At 57.6% G+C, this 17,144-nt stretch carries 13 protein-coding genes and 5 pseudogenes; 10 read left to right on the top strand and 8 right to left on the bottom strand.

All coding sequences use genetic code 11. The features are described from left to right. The 7 genes from KNN17_RS21050 to KNN17_RS21075 form a co-directional block, all read left to right on the top strand. The coding region (locus tag KNN17_RS21050) for a hypothetical protein (protein ID WP_241710796.1) at nt 1-778 on the top strand (778 nt) is incomplete at its 5' end. After that, nucleotides 775-2,682, top strand: a complete 1,908-nt coding sequence (locus KNN17_RS21055; RefSeq protein ID WP_241710797.1) for an AAA family ATPase — start codon at nt 775-777, stop codon at nt 2,680-2,682. The genes KNN17_RS21050 and KNN17_RS21055, both read left to right, overlap by 4 nt. Beyond that, nucleotides 2,679-3,338 (top strand): 4Fe-4S single cluster domain-containing protein, encoded by a 660-nt coding sequence (locus tag KNN17_RS21060; protein WP_241710798.1) that lies wholly within the window; start codon nt 2,679-2,681, stop codon nt 3,336-3,338. Before KNN17_RS21055 ends, KNN17_RS21060 begins: the two co-directional genes overlap by 4 nt. Further along, on the top strand, nt 3,326-3,850 hold the full coding sequence (locus KNN17_RS22720; RefSeq protein ID WP_372489715.1) for an FHA domain-containing protein: 525 nt from the start codon (nt 3,326-3,328) through the stop codon (nt 3,848-3,850). Before KNN17_RS21060 ends, KNN17_RS22720 begins: the two co-directional genes overlap by 13 nt. Further along, nucleotides 3,843-4,772, top strand: a complete 930-nt coding sequence (locus KNN17_RS21065; RefSeq protein ID WP_241710799.1) for a PP2C family protein-serine/threonine phosphatase — start codon at nt 3,843-3,845, stop codon at nt 4,770-4,772. The genes KNN17_RS22720 and KNN17_RS21065 overlap by 8 nt, the downstream gene beginning before the upstream one ends. Then, entirely contained in the window at nt 4,769-7,510 is a 2,742-nt protein-coding gene (locus tag KNN17_RS21070; RefSeq protein WP_241710800.1) for a protein kinase domain-containing protein, read from the top strand. Before KNN17_RS21065 ends, KNN17_RS21070 begins: the two co-directional genes overlap by 4 nt. 121 nt (nt 7,511-7,631) lie before the next feature. Continuing rightward, complete coding sequence (locus KNN17_RS21075) at nt 7,632-8,423, top strand: hypothetical protein (protein ID WP_241710801.1); 792 nt, start codon at nt 7,632-7,634, stop codon at nt 8,421-8,423. Between the two features lie 164 nt (nt 8,424-8,587). On the opposite strand, the pseudogene KNN17_RS22775 reads toward KNN17_RS21075, so the two are convergent. Both KNN17_RS22775 and KNN17_RS22725 read right to left on the bottom strand, forming a co-directional pair. Next, nucleotides 8,588-8,725, bottom strand: a pseudogene (locus KNN17_RS22775) (ISL3 family transposase); the annotation flags it as partial. A gap of 143 nt (nt 8,726-8,868) precedes the next feature. Beyond that, nucleotides 8,869-9,022, bottom strand: a pseudogene (locus KNN17_RS22725) (IS3 family transposase); the annotation flags it as partial. 179 nt (nt 9,023-9,201) lie between these two features. On the opposite strand from KNN17_RS22725, the pseudogene KNN17_RS21080 reads away from it, so the two are divergent. Together KNN17_RS21080 and KNN17_RS21085 are read left to right on the top strand one after the other, a co-directional pair. Continuing rightward, a pseudogene (locus tag KNN17_RS21080) lies at nt 9,202-10,524 on the top strand (ISL3 family transposase). A 149-nt stretch (nt 10,525-10,673) separates the two neighbouring features. After that, nucleotides 10,674-11,369, top strand: a complete 696-nt coding sequence (locus KNN17_RS21085; RefSeq protein ID WP_241710802.1) for a toll/interleukin-1 receptor domain-containing protein — start codon at nt 10,674-10,676, stop codon at nt 11,367-11,369. 572 nt (nt 11,370-11,941) lie between these two features. Here KNN17_RS21085 and KNN17_RS22780 read toward each other — a convergent pair. The 4 genes and pseudogenes from KNN17_RS22780 to KNN17_RS21100 form a co-directional block, all read right to left on the bottom strand. Continuing rightward, a pseudogene (locus KNN17_RS22780) lies at nt 11,942-12,109 on the bottom strand (IS1634 family transposase); the annotation flags it as partial. A 114-nt stretch (nt 12,110-12,223) separates the two neighbouring features. After that, a pseudogene (locus KNN17_RS21090) lies at nt 12,224-12,409 on the bottom strand (ISL3 family transposase); the annotation flags it as partial. 186 nt (nt 12,410-12,595) lie between these two features. Beyond that, complete coding sequence (locus tag KNN17_RS21095; protein ID WP_241710804.1) at nt 12,596-13,366, bottom strand: hypothetical protein; 771 nt, start codon at nt 13,364-13,366, stop codon at nt 12,596-12,598. Beyond that, nucleotides 13,287-14,363, bottom strand: coding sequence for a hypothetical protein (locus tag KNN17_RS21100; protein ID WP_241710805.1), 1,077 nt, complete (start codon nt 14,361-14,363; stop codon nt 13,287-13,289). The genes KNN17_RS21095 and KNN17_RS21100 overlap by 80 nt, the downstream gene beginning before the upstream one ends. A 486-nt stretch (nt 14,364-14,849) precedes the next feature. Here KNN17_RS21100 and KNN17_RS21105 point away from each other — a divergent pair, with 486 nt between their 5' ends. Then, nucleotides 14,850-15,806 carry a hypothetical protein gene (locus tag KNN17_RS21105; RefSeq protein ID WP_241710806.1) on the top strand — a complete coding sequence of 319 codons (957 nt, stop codon included), beginning with the start codon at nt 14,850-14,852 and terminating at the stop codon, nt 15,804-15,806. Nucleotides 15,807-15,873: 67 nt separating this feature from the next. Here KNN17_RS21105 and KNN17_RS21110 read toward each other — a convergent pair whose 3' ends face one another. Together KNN17_RS21110 and KNN17_RS21115 are read right to left on the bottom strand one after the other, a co-directional pair. Continuing rightward, nucleotides 15,874-16,050, bottom strand: coding sequence for a hypothetical protein (locus KNN17_RS21110; protein WP_241710807.1), 177 nt, complete (start codon nt 16,048-16,050; stop codon nt 15,874-15,876). 373 nt (nt 16,051-16,423) lie between these two features. Further along, nucleotides 16,424-17,144 (bottom strand): metallophosphoesterase (locus KNN17_RS21115; protein WP_241710808.1); only part of this gene is annotated, 721 nt, incomplete at its 5' end.

Consider the following 17,144-nt stretch of genomic DNA (forward strand, 5'->3'; position numbering starts at 1 on the left):
CAAAGAAACACCTGCAATGCGGATTGAACGTTATCTGGGAGAGTTGGATCCGACAGTGTTGCCCGACGAGTACATGTTGCAATTGTCGAAGACGGTCAGCCAAGTGACCACCGAGCGTGGGCATTTTCTTGCCGACAGACTGCAAATTGCGATTGGGCAGGCAAATCATGCTGCGTCTACCCGGAGGGTGAACGAGGCCAAGATCAACGAGCTCGCCGCCAGAATAGCGGCGCTTTCAGGGACTTATCCTGAATTGCAGAGGAAAATTGATTTGGCCCGCGAGGCTGGCATCCAAGGTAGAACCTTGGATCTTGCCCAAATAACTGTCGATCTTGAACGTGCCGAAATCGCTGCCGAGGCCGAGGTTGAGCGGGCTTGGGTGGCCAAGGTAGTCGAACACGGGCTGGAAGAGCTTGGTTACACCGTCTTCACGGGCTTCGATACAATCTCTCCCGGTGCTGAGGGGTTGGTTCGTCGCACAATTTGGAACCATCATGCACTGAGTGTCGGCATCAGTGCCGGCGAAGTTTCCTTGGAGATCGTCCGGACGGCGGACGAAGAGCTCTCACATCTTAGTGCCGTTCGGGATAAAGAAGTTGAAACCTCATGGTGCAAAGACTTTCCCCGTCTGCTGAATCACTTGCAGCTGCAGGGCATTGTCGCAGGTCGGGTACGGAGAGTGGCCCCAGGCCTCGCACCCGCCCGACGACTTGACTCCGGCAAGTTTAGTCACCGGGGTCCACGGCCGGCTGTGCAGCGGGAACAGGGCATGAAATGAGCACACAAAGCTTAGACGCGGTTGCGGAAACCGAGGCTCGTCTACGGTCATTTCCTGCATGGGCGAAAACCCTCGACGTTTCACTGGCCACCAATTCGCAGATGGTGATAGCTGGTCAAATCAGGGATCGCCAATGGATGGGTTCGGGTTTACCGAAGGACGCGTTCCGTCTGACTCGGACTCTTGATGTAATAACCGCTGTCCTGACCGGTAACGACTACGACGTCGTTATCGGCTATGACGTGGCGGACGGGTTACGGGTTCTACATGAGTCCAGCGAAGGACTCTCTGGCTCACTGACCGGACGCCAGTTGGTACGTCCGATGTCAATGCCAGTCACATTGGCTGAACTCGCGGAAATTCTTCGGGCGATTGTAGCGACCAGGGACGTTCGGGCCGCACTGGTCGTAGACTACGCGTCAAGGCTGACGTCCGATGGTCAAGTGGACCCCGAGGCCAGGCAGTTACATGTTGTTGCAGAGAAACTTGCACATGCTGCGGTCCCTCTTCGCCGGGAGGGGTCAAGGGAATCCCCCCTGTACAACCCAGTGATCTGGCTCGCCGATCAGGAGCACGACTTGCCTTCTTGGCTGACGGCGATTGATCCGGTGAGGGTCATATCTATTCCTCTTCCCGAGATGGACGTGCGCGAGAGGGCCGCGTCGGGCCTTGTTCCTGTGATACTGGGCTATAACGAACTGGACCATGCGTCGAAGTTAGCCGCCCACAGACATTTCGCCGAACTTACGAACGGCATGTCCCTTCGTAGTTTGATCGAAATCTGTCGACTCGCCGCAGACCTTAAACTTCCGATTGAACGAATGGAAGACGCTGTTCGGTGTTATCGCGTTGGCATCCGAGAAAACCCCTGGCGCAACCCTTACTTGAAAGAGAAAATCAGGTCGGGCTACGAAGACATCATCGGGCAAGAGGAAAGCAACACGGACCGCGCCAGCCAGGCTCCGATCCTGGGTCAGAATAGAGCAGTTCGTAAGGCCATGGACATTCTCGTTCGGTCTGCCATGGGTCTCACCGGCTCGCAGGCAGGATCCACGCCCGGCCGGCCGCAGGGAGTGTTGTTCTTCACGGGACCTACCGGCGTTGGTAAGACCGCATTGGCAAAGCGCTTGGCCCAACTGGTGTTCGGAACCAAAGAGTCCTACGTTCGGTTCGACATGAGCGAATTCTCGGCGGAGGAATCCGCTGCCCGACTCATCGGATCCCCTCCTGGATTTATAGGGCATGATGCCGGGGGCGAACTGACAAATGCGATCAGGGAACGTCCGTATTGCCTCGTCCTTTTCGACGAAATTGAAAAAGCTCACGAACGGATCTTGGACAAGTTTCTCCAAATACTCGAAGATGGTCGATTGACGGACGGCAGTGGCAACACTGTGTTTTTCAGCGAATCGATTATTGTCTTCACGTCGAACCTCGGCGTTTACAAGGAAGCAGAAGACGGTCGAAGGATCCCAATCGTTACACCGGGCACCCCCTATAAGGATGTGGAGCACCTCATTCGGGCATCAGTTGAAGATCATTTCACCAAAACGCTGGGCAGACCTGAACTATTGAATCGGATTGGGGACAACATTGTGGTCTTCGACTTCATTTCGCGGGAAGTAGGGCAGAAACTTGTCCACGTGTTCCTGAAAAACGTTTGTCAGGAAGCGTTTCGGCAGCTTGCAATACGCATCGAAATCTCCGAGAACGCGCATGATCAGATCGCAGAGCGCGCGCTGGCATCGCTGGATATGGGAGGTCGGGGCATTGGCAACGTCATTGAATCCATGTTCGTCAATCCGCTGGCACGGGCGCTGTTTGATCTTCCGGACGACCGAAGCGCCGCGACAGTGACGGGACTGGTAGAGCTCGAGTCAGGCTGGCAGGTGGAGCTGGCATGAAACTTGAATTGAGTCGCGCGCACTTTCCGGTCAAGAACCTTGGCTACGGAACCAGGGCCGGGATCTGGGTCCAGGGCTGCAGCATCAGGTGCTTTGGCTGCATTTCCCGCGACACGTGGGCGCCGAACCCGTCTTCGGGCGCAGACGTGACTGAAATCCTGCGATGGCTGGCAGAACTGCCGTCGAATCAGATCGACGGACTGACAATTAGCGGCGGTGAACCCTTTGACCAACCCGAGCCACTGATGGAGCTTCTTTTAGGGGTATCGGCATGGAGAGCGGACATTTCCCGGCCGATTGACGTTGTTTCCTACAGCGGCCGATCCCTCACGGAATTACGCGAGCAGCACGAAAGAATTTTGTCGTTGCTGGATGTCGTCATTCCTGAACCGTTCGTTGCTGCTCAGGCAGACGAAGCCCCACTGAGGGGCTCCGCCAATCAAACGGTGGTCCCACTGACCGAACTGGGCCGGGACCGTTATGCGGAACACCGGCTGCAACACGATTTCGGCCAGCAAAGACGACAGATGCAAGTTGAAGTTGATGGCGACGACCTGTGGTTCATCGGAATCCCGAGCCCAGGTGCCATGAAATCCTTGGAAAAAAAGATCGCATCCCGAGGAATAAAAATAGGCAGAACATCATGGCTGACCTGACCCCAGAACAATCCCGCCCATGTTGGAACTGCGGAACGCCCGTTCCAGATAATCTCTGGATTTGTCAAAATTGCCACCAAGAACAGGGATTGGTCACTGGCGAGCCCGAGTTCGCCGCAGAGAAGCATTCTGCCACCCCCCGGTCAGGCTTGTCGGGGACAGAGGTTATACCGTCAGTGGCAGGCAGCCAGCAGCAGTCTATTTCCGAAGAAACGACGGTTTGGGCCGTTCTACTGAGAGACGTGCGCATAGCTTGGCTGGCGCCGGGAGACGAAGTTCGCTTGGGCCGGGACTACCAGCCGGAATTGTGGCACTACGACAACGTCCACCGTTATCACGCACTCCTATCGGCGGGTCAGGACTCACTCACGATCAAGGACATGGGCAAGGAGAACGGCGTGTTTGTGGACGGGAGTCGCCTAGCCGCTCACGAGTCAGTCAACTTATCAGCGGGGGAATCCATCCGGCTGGCATCGAATTGTTGGCTGAACATAGGCCGGTCACATGTCTGAGCCAGGTGCTTTCACGCACGAAACATCAGACGGAAAAAAGGCTGCGCAATACCGGATCGTTGCCGTGACGAATCGTGGGGGAGTACGCAGTCAAAACGAAGACGCAATCGGAATATCGGGTTGGGCATTTTCCGGTACGGAACCAACGGCGCTCGAAATCGCAGTCGACGGTGCAATCCCGGTCATTGTGGTCGTGGCCGACGGCATGGGCGGCCACCGGGGCGGTGCCACGGCAAGCCGCCTCGTCGCCGAGTCGCTCAGTAAGTGGGCACCGTCTGAGCCAGAAAATTTCAACGGCGAGATTAGGACAGCGATAGCCCATACCAGTCGACGACTCTTAGATGATGGCCGCACCCGGCCCGAGCTTGCCGGAATGGGAAGCACCGTTGCAGGTGTCTTGCTCCGCCCAGATGGTACCGGTATCGCGTTCAACGTGGGTGATAGCCGTGTCTATCAATTTAATGGAGGCTATCTGGGCCAACTCTCTGTGGACGACCGCCCTCCGGCAGCCCCTGGAAACAATGGAGTCATGACACAGTGCCTCGGCGGCGGGCGCGAGGTTCGGTTGGATCCCCACCTTTTTGAATTTGACTGGTCAGGAGGCGACAGCCTGCTGATCTGCAGCGACGGGTTGCATGATGTAATCGACGACGTTTCTATGGAAGATGCCTTCAGGACAGGAAACCCCGCCGTGGCATACAAATTGGTCAACAAAACCTTGGCTCTCGGGGCTCCCGACAATGTATCGGTCGTAACCATTGAATGGGCTCCCGTACCCATGACTAGAGAAAACGATTCGCTCATCCCGGTCGCAGAAGAGCACCAATTTTCAACCGCACCTTGGGGGAGCGTACGCACCGCAGCGATGCCGACAACACATGCAGTCGCTGACGAAGAACGGACCAAGGAAGTTCGGCAATGAGTAAAGTATCCACCGCCGACGATGGCGACGATCAAAACAGGGCGCCAGGGGTTACCCGAATCGAACCGCTCGACCCTGCTGGGGCGCCAGGGGTTACCCGAATCGAACCGCTCGACCCTGCTGGGGCGCCAGGGGTTACCCGAATCGAACCGCTCGACCCTGCTGGGGCGCCAGGGGTTACCCGAATCGAACCGCTCGACCCTCCTGGGGCGCCAGGGGTTACCCGAATCGAACCGACCGAATCAAACAGGATCCCCGGTGTTAGCTCAGGTACAGGAGCCGATCCTTCGTCGGTAAACTACTTCCTAAACAACCTCCCCCCGGAGATTGCCAGCGACTTTGACATCGTCCGGGAACTAGAGGCCGCCGCAGGTCAAGCCACGCTCTTGCTTTGCAGGCGAAGGGGGGGAACTGGCGAGGATCTCGTCGTCGTGAAGCTCTTCAAAGTCCACGCCAGGGTCCATCACGATCAAGACGATCTGTGGGAACGGTTGCGGGGACTAGAGTCGCCGCACGTTGTCAAGCTTGAGCGAACGGGGACGTTCGCTGGACACTGGTGGGAAGTCATGGAGTACTGTCCTCTGGGTTCGCTCGGAGACTGGCAGAAGAAATCGCACGCGCCGGCAAGCGACGATTTCATGAGAACAATCCTCAACCAGATTGTCGGCGTTTTCCAGGAGATTCATTCGGCATCCCCCAGGATCGTCCACCGCGACGTGAAGCCAGCGAATATTCTCCTCCGGTCCTTGGACCCGCTCGAGTGTGCAGTGACTGATTTCGGTCTCGCCTCGGTACTTAAACTCTCCATGGAACATCGGTCAGAGTCCCGGACTGTAGCATATGCCGCCCCGGAAGCAGGTGGGCGGGAGGTGGCCCCGCCACTGGACTGGTGGAGTTTGGGAATGACGCTCGCCGAGTTGATCATTGGACATCATCCTTTGTCGGATTATGACGGCAGCATGTTGTCCGATTTGGAAGTGAGCACCGCCATCGGCAAGCGCCCGGTCCCGCTGGAGGAAGTGCGGGACCGACGATGGAAGCAGCTCCTTCGGGGGTTGCTCACGAGGGATCCCCGCTACAGGTGGGGTAGCGAAGAGGTGCAGGACTGGCTGGCTGGGGGTTTCCCGGATGTCGCGGTTGACATCGATGATGCGGCGGCCTCGAATCAGGTGGCTTTCCAATTTGTCGGGCTAAACATAGTGAGCCTTTCTCGTATGGGCGTTGCTATGGCCGACAATTGGGACGCTTCCAGACGACTGATCATGGGGCCTTCTTTCAATGAATTGCTTTTGTGGGCGGACCGCCTGGATGCCACCGGAAGCGTGGCCGCCGCACATGAAGCATTTGTGTTAAAACGTCTGACCCCGGACGCTGCGGTAGCCGCCCTTATTATCGCAATGGCGCCACGGCTGGCCCCGTCTTATCGTGGCGAAAAGTTGTCGCTATTTCAGGCGAGGAAATTCGCTTGGGACGCCCTTGAAGAACTCGACGGCAGTGGAAGTCCCGGGTCGAGGGCTGCTTTTGTGAATCAGCTGTTCGAATCCGGAGTTATGGCTATCTACGGCTCGTTGCCGCAACACTCGGACCTGTCAGTGTTGGACAGCAGGTGGCGGGAACTTATCGAAGAGGTGCACAAAGTGGCCGCGCAGCACCTGCCCGCGGTGTTATTAGCCGACGTGACGGGGGCGTACGCGCGCTACACGATGTTGCAAGAGGCTGTCAACGAACTCACTCATGAGGACTACGCAGCTTCCGCATTCGAGAATAGCATCGCGCGTGAGCTGCCATGGTTTGATCAACTATGTCTCCTGGCCGCGTCAGAACATTCCATCCCGGCGTTGTACGTGGCTAAACGAACCGTTCATGATGCTGAAAAACTCGCAGCCGAGCTGCAACGATTGGCTACAGAAGTTCTAGATGCTCCAAACGGTCTGGGCTCATGGTACGACGCTGCTCTTGATGCTGAAAGGATAGCAATCTCAGAAATCGGGACTGGCTTAGCAGGTGGTAACGAAATGCAACTGCGACCGATCCCCTTTCAAGAATCCCGATTTGAACAGATTCTTTCGCTGTCCGAGTTGACTCCCCTCGCCGTCTCGAGGCTCAAGGACCTGGCCGCTTCATGCCGCGTCGCTGCTGAAAACCACAAAAAGGTGGGAGAGCAGGCCATCAGCGACGTGCCACCCAGCGTACGTCAACCTCGCGAACCTTCGGACGAATACCCGATTCGCCCCCAACCTTCGACGTTAGCGTCAGCACATCGTTCTCACGTGCGGTGGGCGTGGATTTCAGGAGTCGTATGCATCTCGTCATGGATAATACTGTGGATGCCTCAGAAACAATCCGACCTCGATGCGCTAGGGTGGCTTTGGATCACTCTCACCATTCTGGGGATTGTGAGCCCATTAGTCTTTTTGTCGGTGATAAAAAGTGCTTTCGGAGACGAGGGTAGGAAAAGTATTGAACGCGAAAAATTTGCGTTATTCGATTACGAGAGACAAAAAGCGTCATATCTCGCGCGACGGTCATCCTATCTTAGGGAGAGAGAAGAATGGGAGCTCGAAGAATCGGAGCGTGATGCGCTGCGTTTAAAGGCTCGGGAGACTAGGCAGCGTGAAAATCAGCGCTGCGCCCAGTTGGAGGCGCTTGCCCACAAGACATCACTGATAGTGGATGAACTTTCGAATGACCAATTGCTGACCAAAATCCGGGATGCAATCCGGGTTCCGCCAAGGTGAATCTGGTGCGCCCGCGTGTAACGCTCCCGAAGAGGGCCCGATGGTGCCATCATCTGACTACGCCGGGGGCGTCAAAATCAGATGGTCGCCGTTTTTGTGTCGTTTCCGGTAGGAGGTCGCTTTGCGGGAGGCACTCGGACTCCTTCTCGTTTTCATATTCACCGTTGGTGTGTTGCTACTGGCGATCAGGGGTATGCGGTCCAACAGGGGAGCTGCCAAACGGTGGGCGGAACTCCGGTACTATGCGTCCCCCGAGAAAAGCGTTCCATGGGTGGCCCCGCTGCTTGGAGTATTCGCCGTCAACAATCTCATCCCACCGTTACCATCGGGAACCGCGTTTTCTTCAGGTGCAATCCTGGGACTCGCGGGCGCAATGGCGACCAAGGGAAAAATTCGCGTCCTTCTCGACGGTCTGCTGTCGGGCGTAGGAATCTTGGCGACTGCTGTTTCTATGGTTGGTTTCCTTGGATCTTCCAACAAGTGCGCTGAAGTGTCCTTGGTCCTAAAACTTGTCGTCATTGGAGCGCTTATAGCCGCTTTTGTCGGCGGCATACTGCTCGCCCTCTTCATGCGCCGTCGCCTCGCCCCGATCGGAATGGGTCTATTTGGAGCCATCGAAATACTACTTTTCGTGGCATTTCCGGGCGGCGTCACTGTGCTGGGCAACGGCCCATGGGCGCTCCTTGTTGCCTTGTTCGTAGCGATCGTATTCGGTGCAGCGGCTTCCTTGGCCCCCAATGCCGTTATCGGGCTCGCCGCCCTTGGCGCCGCCCTGGGCAGCGTGGGCGTGACTACCGTGGCAGCCGCCCAATGCACGAATGGGGGAGGTGGTGCGGAATTCCCGCTGCTCGCGAGTTTTATCGCTGTTTATTTTCTGACACGGATTGTTCGGAGCGTCTCTGCGCGGAACTGATCGTTTCTGTCGGCTTCGCCGCGTTCTATACGGCGGAAGATATTGCTGATAGCCGCCCACGGAACTACTGGATGGCCTGTAGGGAAATGGCGGCATATCCTTTGCCGTTTTGCAACTTAGGGTTGGAAATCGCGCTAACAAGTTACTGGTGCATCCGGCGGAGTGGCGGTATTGTTCGCCTCGACCTTTCCAGTCGTGGCGCCGGTGACGACGAGGACTTCGATCTCGTTCCACCACCTGCAGACTGTGCGGTAGAGCTTGTTCGTCTCCGTCCGCCCTGCAGCATCCACGAGAACTTTAAGGGAGCCGGAAGTCTGGCGAGCAAGCTTTGCTTCCTTTGATGATGTATGGGGCTATATCGAGACCCCGTCGGGTGTTGCTTTCATGGCAATGACGCAGACGTGCAAAAGTTGGCCCGGAGCGACGCGGTCGGGACGGTGAGCCTCCGCCAAGTCATTGGTGCTTGGTGCTTGGAGAAGCCAAGGACCAAGCAGGCCACCGCCACGGGAATTCCGTCGGCGGCGAGGTCAAGGACCAGCCGGAAGCTCATTTTGGGGGCAACTCCCGGCGAAGAACGCCGCGGCGCGCCACAGGATCTCTCTGATTCAACAGGTCGCGGAGCTTTACCGGGCCTTCGCAGATGAGCGTGGTTAGGGTCGTCTGACGCCGAGGGCAGGAGCGTGTCCGGATGCCGCTGCGGCGTGGTGCAGTGGGAGAGAGGTCAGGGCCTCTTTGAATTGGTAGCGACCAAGCTTCCAAATAAAAAAGAGACCCTGATATGCCCAATGCTACTTCCTGCCCGGGTGGTCGCTGGTGCGAGCGGGCCGACGCGGTTCTTGGTGTCGACGGCATCCACGTCTGCTCTGTCACGGCGGCCGGTTCCGGTCTGGTGCTGCGCGTCGAGACAGCCGAAACCGTTAGCGGTTGTCCGGACTGCGGTGTCGTCGCGGTCGGGCACGGCCGCCGGCAGGTCCGGCTCCATGACACACCCTGTTTCGGGCGGCCGGTGCGGCTGCTGTGGGCCAAGCGTGTCTGGCGCTGCCCGGACCCCGACTGTCCCAGAACCACGTTCACCGAAGAACACCCTCTGGCAGGACCGAGGGCGAAACTCACGGCCAGGGCCGTTGCGTGGGCGACCGACGGCCTGCAGCGCTTCGATACCTCCGTCTCCGCCCTGGCCCACCAGCTCGGCGTCTCCTAGCACACGGCCTGGGACGGGATCAAGGCCGAGGCTGCCCGACGGATCGCAGCGACTGGACGTCTGACAGGGGTGAACGCGCTCGGTGTCGATGAGCACGTTTGGTCCCATACCGGCCCGCCCGGATCCGGCATGGTCACGGGGATCGTGGACCACACCCGCGACGGGAACGGTGTGGTCCATGCCCGGTTGCTGGACCTCGTCCCGGGCCGGTCCGGGAAGGCCTATGCCGACTGGCTCAAAGCCCGCGGCGAGGAATTCACCGCCGGCATCAAGACCGCCGCGCTGGATCCGTTCCGCGGCTACGCGAACGCGATCCGCGACGAACTGCCCGAAGCCATCACCGTCCTGGATGCCTTCCATGTCGTGAAACTGGGATCGGCCATGGTCGATGAGGTCCGCCGCCGCGTCCAGCAGGAGACCCTGGGCCACCGGGGCCGCAAGGGCGACCCGCTCTACGGGATCCGCCGGACCCTGCAGATCGGGGCCGAACACCTCACCGACAAACAGGCAGCCCGGCTCGACGCGAAACTCACCCTCGGGGACCCGGACCACGAAGTCACCCTGGCCTGGCAGTGCTACCAGAAGCTCCGAAACATCTACCACGCCAGGCCGGAGCGGGGCAGGGAACTCGTCAACGAGGTGATCTCCTCGTTCCCGTCCTGCCCGATCCCCGAGGTCTCCCGACTGGGCCGGACACTCAAACAATGGAAGGCCGCGATCCTTGCCTACTTCGACACCCACGGCGCTTCCAACGGACCCACCGAAGCGATCAACGGCGTCATCGAAACCACCCGCAGAATCGCCCGCGGCTTCCGCAACTTCACCAACTACAGACTCAGATGCCTACTCGCGGCCGGCGGCCACCGCCCCTACCGAATCAAACAGACCAACCATGCCTAAATGCGAAGAGCCGCTTTACCCGACCCAGGCAAGGCGGCTTGTTCACGTGATTTGGCGCCATGTCACGGGGAGAGACACGTTCAAGGCTGGTGAGCTGAACTAAGCGCTCGTTGATACTGTTACGGGGGTATCGTGCGAGGGAGTAGTTCTTGAAGGTTTTTATCAGTTGGTCCGGCAATACGAAGGCCGTGGCCCAGGCCATCTACAGCTGCCTTCCCAGCCTTTTCGACGATGCAAAGCCATGGATCAGCACTGAGAACCGTTCTGGTTCTATCTGGCTGCCCGAGATCGACAAGCAGCTCAGCGACACGGACTTCGGCATCGTATGCGTGTCGAAGCAGAATCAAGGCGCTCCGTGGCTTAACTACGAGGCTGGTGCTCTGTCCCGCAAGGTCGACGCCAAGCGAGAACTTATGCCGGTGCTCCTAGTCGACTTTGACGACACAGTCGAAGTAAAGGGCCCCGTGACGGGATTCCAGATGAAGTTTGCCACCCTTGATGGATTTTACTCCATCATGAAAGACCTCAACGAGAGTGAACTTGGGCCGGGCATCGACACGGACATCCTTCGTAAGCGCGTGGAACTTATTTGGCCGACAATTGACGCGGAAGTTCAGAAGGTAAATAGCAGCCACGGGTCTCAGGATGTAAAGAAGCGCACTGAGGACGACAAGTACGAGGAACTGCTCGTCACTGTTCGGGACATTGCAGAAACGACCGCGATCCTCGCGCACCAGCGATGGGGCGGTCCAGGGCCTGACTTCAAGCTCTCGGACCATGACATGAGAGCTGCGGCCAAGGCAATCGGTGATGTCGGTCGGGGATGTTCCGTCCGAAATTCTTAAGTCTGCCATCGAACGAAAATATCCTCGTGTGACCTTCACCTGGGATGGAGGCAAGTTCACAAATCCGCTGCATAAGGATAATCACTCAGGATCTCCCGAGGAGCTCGCTAAAGCCGCGGTCGCAGTCGAAGTAACCGCGGAGCGCCTGGATATCGACTCTTGGTCACACGATCTCCGCAAGAAGGTACAGAAACTCATCTCATTTATTCGGGCATCGAACCATCTAGATCGCTGAAAAAGATGGGCATCTCCTCGAATTTTGGCGCGGGCAATCGCAGCCGACCTAAATGGGATATCGGTGCCCCCGGCTCTTTCGGTGAGGAACGCCCTCTGCGCATTGAGGAACTGAAGCGCAAGGGAACTTACTGGAATATCAGGCGTTGTTGGCACCGGTGGACTCGAGTGGGCCATCTGCCCGATTCATTGCCCCAGATGGCGGCGTGCACGGCTGCTGGCCGGCGAGGTTGGTGTTGCCCAAGGCCCGCAGTGGGGTTTATGTCTGCCGCACGGTTACGCCAAGGGGATGATGAAGAAGAATGACATGTCGTAGACCTTCTACCACGCCGTAAGTGGGCCGGATCCTCCAGCAGTTCACGGGCGCGCTCAAGCAGAACACCGAGCTCGGCCTCCGTGTGCGCCGAGCCGACGCGCTCCACGATCCGCTGACGACCGCGAACATACTCGGCGATCTGCACAGCCGTCGCCCCCGACGCCGTTCGCATCCTCCTGATGAACGCCACAACGTGACACTAGAACAAAACCCGTTAGTGAGTGAAAAAGCCCCAATCCGGAAAAATCACCGCAGGTCAGAGCCCCGGCCCACTGTGAGACCACGAACCGTGAGCCAAGTCAGGGGGCCGGGCGAAGAGCCATTCGCCGACGTCCTTGTGGTCCCGGCCGTCGACCACGCCCAGGACCTGGCCGGTGTCCAGGTCCACGATGGTTGTCATCCACGGCTCAAAGCGCGTCCAGGCCTTTGATTCAGGGTCCTGGAAGTAGCGCACGGACCCGAAACGGTGTTCATCGATGCCCAGCATATCTCGGATATGGAGATCAACATCCGTTGAGAGCTTCCGATCCGGGGGAGGGCGGACCAGCAGATCAACCAGAAAGTCCAAAAGGTCACTCCAGTTCCAGAACTCGGATCTCCAGCGCAACCTTGATCGCTCTGTTGGGTCGCCGAGATTCTGATTCATCACGGTGAGTAGAAATATAGTCGAATCGATCTACCTGATCTTTAGAGGGTCAAATTTGAGCTTTAGAGCGCCGCTCGGAATGTCTCTTTCGGGGAACGCCGTCGAGATCGGCATAGGCAGCGAGACATGGGGGTGCCATCTTGGTGAAGGTTGCCGGATCGCGGGCGATTCCGCCATGAACTTCTCAGGATCGCTTATGCCATTGAGCGCGAAGACGCCGAGCAATGCATTTCGAGCGTTATCCCGAATCCGCTGTACGGCGAGAGTCACTTCAATTTCCAGCACAGTGGTAGATGACGAGCCAAATCTAAGTTCCGCCACCCGGGTCGCCTCAAGTACAAAAGCACCCCGGACGGCAGTAGTTCCAAGCACCGGCGCCCAGACTTCAGCTACTTGTGACGTAAACTCCTCTATGGTGACTTTCGCCCCCGCTTGCCGAAGATCGTTGACTAAAGACGGCATCCGCCCAAGATGTAATACGGTCATGTGGGCATCTGACAGCCAGTCGGACATAACATCAGGGCGTAGGATCCCTGTACTGTCAGAGGCGATATCCGATACCGGAAATTCGAGCGTCACTCGTCTTGATTCGTTCGCGCGTGCGCGAAGCATTTCGAGAACCTGCATGCTCTGTTCGTTATAGGACGAAGGATAGAAGCTTAATTGATTACCGTTGTCGTAAGTAACTTTATGCTCCTGCTTCATGAGTTTTTGCCATACATCATAGTACTGCGTATTCGTAAAGTAGTTTGCCGCGCCCAGTGGCTTCAAATAATTCAAAGAAGTCGCGGTGAAACTCATAGGCCTTGTTCTTCTGCTCGTGCCTGAACGTGTCGCTACTGAACATTCGGACGAGCTCATCGTGAGGGGTTGCGGCAAGAACAAGGTAATCGTTGTATTGATGGAGAACGTTGTCGATTCGGCGGGCCATAATTGGCTTGTCATCCTGCGCGACGGAAAGGAGATATAAAAATCTTTCAACTGGTGTTAGCCGCAAGATCTGCTCCGCCTCACCGCGAAGGATGCCTTTGTGCGTCGAGCGATAGACAAAGGCTACGAGGACTGAATAGCAGGCGATTAGCCGGGAATATCTTAACTTTAAGTTATTAATTTCTCGTTCTGGGTTCGGCAGGAAGGCGTCACTTCCGTCAAGTCGGCTCTTTAGATTTCTCTCTTCAAAGTTCAGTCCGAGTACGCCCCACCAGCGGCGTATGTCGTTCATGAGCATGATGGGGAGATAGGGTTTCTCGGGATCGAAGTTCTGCCAGTAACGATCGAGAACGCGTCGCCAGGAAAATTCGTAAGCATGCTCGTTAAGGAGGGGCTTGCTATTGATAAGCAGAAGGATTCTTGCCGTAAATGTATTGAGGGCGTCGTCCTGTTGAGATCCTGTCTGGCCGATGATCTCGTGAAGTGAGTGCGTGTGAATATACTTGCCACCCTTGGAGAACGGCCTAAAGCCAACTTCCGACCGAACATGGTCAAGGCTGGAGATGAGATGGGAATTTTCAATGTACGTTAGGCGATCGTTCTCATCTTTGATGGCATCCATAACAAACAGGTCGAGATCGCTAGTTAGTTCTGCTTCGTAACGAGCCAAAGACCCTGTGACATAGATACAGGCACGCTCGGAGATCTTTTCGACGCCGGCTTTAGACGTTCCTCGTGAAGCAAGATTCTCCCATTCTGTTGCGGAGGCGCGCTCGAGGTCCATCCACATGTCCTCCGAGAACACGTATCGGCGCGCCAGCTCCGGATACTCGTAAGCGTGAAGGAATTCGTACTCTTCTGCTGTCATGTGTCCCCCATATCCTTACGCCACGTTTGCATCAGGATAGCCGGTGCTGTCAAGGTGTGCAGCGCCGCCTGTGGCGTCGAGTGACCGGCCGACCTCTTTGCTGCTGTTCGTCATAGGATCTCTTACGCGACGGCATCGAAATGGATCAATCGTCACCCGTTCTAGGCCTGCCTCGGGGTTGGACCTAGGGCGCCATGATTGGATAGCTTGGCTCCTCTGCCATTTTCGTTAGTGCTGGTCGCAGAGACAAAGCTCCTCGGAAACGAACAGTCAACCCTTGTCAGGCTCAGGGTGCCAACGTGTGACGGCACCGCATTGCAGGATTAAGAGCGCACGCGCGAACGCGGCCCGGCAGATTTCAGCCCCAGCTCCGCTTATATCATCGGAACTATGCCGCTCAAGTGTGGCACCGCCGATACGAACCGATTATGTGTCGACCCCTCATTCGCTGTACCTTCCATTGCGATGCGCCGATATCATGAGGAAATGGTTGTTTCCTCTGCCGCGAGCGTTGAATTTGCCGAGATCCTTGAACGTGTCTCCTCGTCCTCCGGACCTATCTCCCCGGCTTATTTCACCGAGTCTGGCACGGACTTTGTCACGACAATGGAGATGCTCAAGGCCTTCGGACTAGTGACGGAAAACTCCGCCTCCAACGGTTACGTCGTAGCAAGCGAGATCGCTTCGGTGTTCATGAGGAGTCTTGCGCAGTACATTCGCGCCGGGAAACCCGCTTTCGAAGGCTGGTCGCGCTGGTCTTCACCAGACGATCAGAGGGGTTCGAATATCCGTAATGGTCCGCATCTGACGCTAGCCATGGAGGAGTATCGTGCAGGCTGGGAAAATCCGATTGCCATTCGCACGACGAGCGTCGTCCAGGCCGTGATCAAGGCCCGTTTTGGGTGGAAAATTGGCGTGCGCTTTCTTGTGAGGTGGGACAGCAAAGCAAACAGCTTTCAGTTGGTAGGAGGCCACCACCGTGCTACCGATGAAAGTGCTGACGAAGCGATCCTACGGGAGTTGGAGGAAGAGATCCCCTCTTTCGTTAGCTCAGGTCTTGACCAGTTGAGTCGAGGCCCCAAGAGCGACGCGACGCAGGTCTCTCACACATTCGGCGCCCTTACGCAGTATCGGATGCAGTTCTACACCATCACGTTCGCGAAGGGTCCACCGGCTCTCGCTCCGTCGGAGCGATGGGCGACCTTTGGCGAATTGGTCAATCAACGCACACGACAAGGGGAGAGGATTAACCTTCTCGGGTTGTCACGCGCGGTTGGTAACCTCGGCGACTACCTGAAAGAGCTCCCGTCGAGCTATCAAGCGCCCATTCGGCCTTCCAAAAGACAGATCGCGTCCCAATTCGCGAAGTTTGCGTTAACCGTGCTCGGTATTGCCGGCGGCCTTGTGGCCCTGGTTCAAGCTTGGATGTGGATCTGGGGCTAGGGCGTGTCTGGTAAATAGTCCGGGGTTTGGCAGACTGGCAGGCTGCCCTGTCGGAAGTTCAGGGGATTTACCTGATCACCGACTCCACTAACGGCAGGCAGTACGTCGGAAGGCCGACGGCGCTGAGTGCATCCTCGGCCGGTGGACGGCCTATGCACGAGACGGTCACGGCGGGAACGTCGCCCTCCGCCAGCTTGACTACGACAGCGCGGTTGGCGAGGCCATAAGGACTGGGAAAGACCATGCCCGGCACTTTGTCTTCAGCCTTCTGCGTGTGTTCGGGCCGAGCACACCTTCGTCGGAAGTGATCGAGCCGGCCGTCACCAGTCTGACCGCGTGCGACGATGATCGCGGAGTACCTCGACCCCCACGGAAAACCGCCAAGTTCCGCGGAGAGAGTCAGGATGTCATAAGCCGGTGGCAGACAGTGAAATACGCCGCCCCATGAGAAGAGGCCAGGAGTTCGAATCCCCTTAGCCCCACAGTCAAGGCCCCCCGACCTGCGGAAACGCTGGGTTGGAGGGCCTTCGTCTTGCCTGTTTGGGGCTGTCCCGACGTTTTGAGACTAAAACCGACGGCAGTCGTCTTTGAACGTTGCTTTGGCGACGCTGATCAGCTTAGCCTCGGTCCTTGTTCCCGTTGCCGCCTTGTTGGTGTGAATCGGACCGTGGCCGCTGGAGCGTGAAGGATTCGAAGGATGCGAGCTGTCCCTGGGGACCGGTGACGTTGTAGTACGTGACCTTCATCTTCGTTGTCCCTCCGGGTTCGGTGCCGGGGTCGACGCTGAAGGCCGCGAAACCATACGAGTTCGCGGCATCCCGTTGTGCCGACCAGGGTGCGTCTTCCTGGACGTAGACCGGTGGCCGCTTGTGCGTTGTGGGGTCGGGTGCGCCAACGCTCGTGATGACGCGGCATGAGGGAGGGTTGTAGAACAACTGGTTCGACGGCACGGACGTTCCGCCCCCGCCCAGGACCATGTGCACCGTCCCTTTTGTGGTATCGATGACGTCGGTGCGGGTGTCTGCCGGAATCGGGGTCAGCGTTGCGTTGGCTTGTTGGCCCCGGATCGGGTGGGAGCATTCGTAGTGGTGCTCGTGCCCGCAGACAACCAGGTCCACGCCGTACTTGTCGAACAGCGGCACCCATTCCTGCCGGATGCCCAGATCGGCTCCGTTGAAGGATCCTGCCGTGCTGATGACAACCTGGTGCATGCAGACGACCACCCAGTCGATGTTCCTATCCGACCTTGCCGCGCTGAGTTCATTTTCGAGCCAGGTTTTTTGGGCGCCCTTCGAGTAGCCCCTGACGTAGCTGTTGCCGCCGTCCTGGTAGCAGACG

It is taken from the genome of Arthrobacter bambusae, from assembly GCF_022606295.1.
Lineage (GTDB): Bacteria > Actinomycetota > Actinomycetes > Actinomycetales > Micrococcaceae > Arthrobacter > Arthrobacter bambusae_A.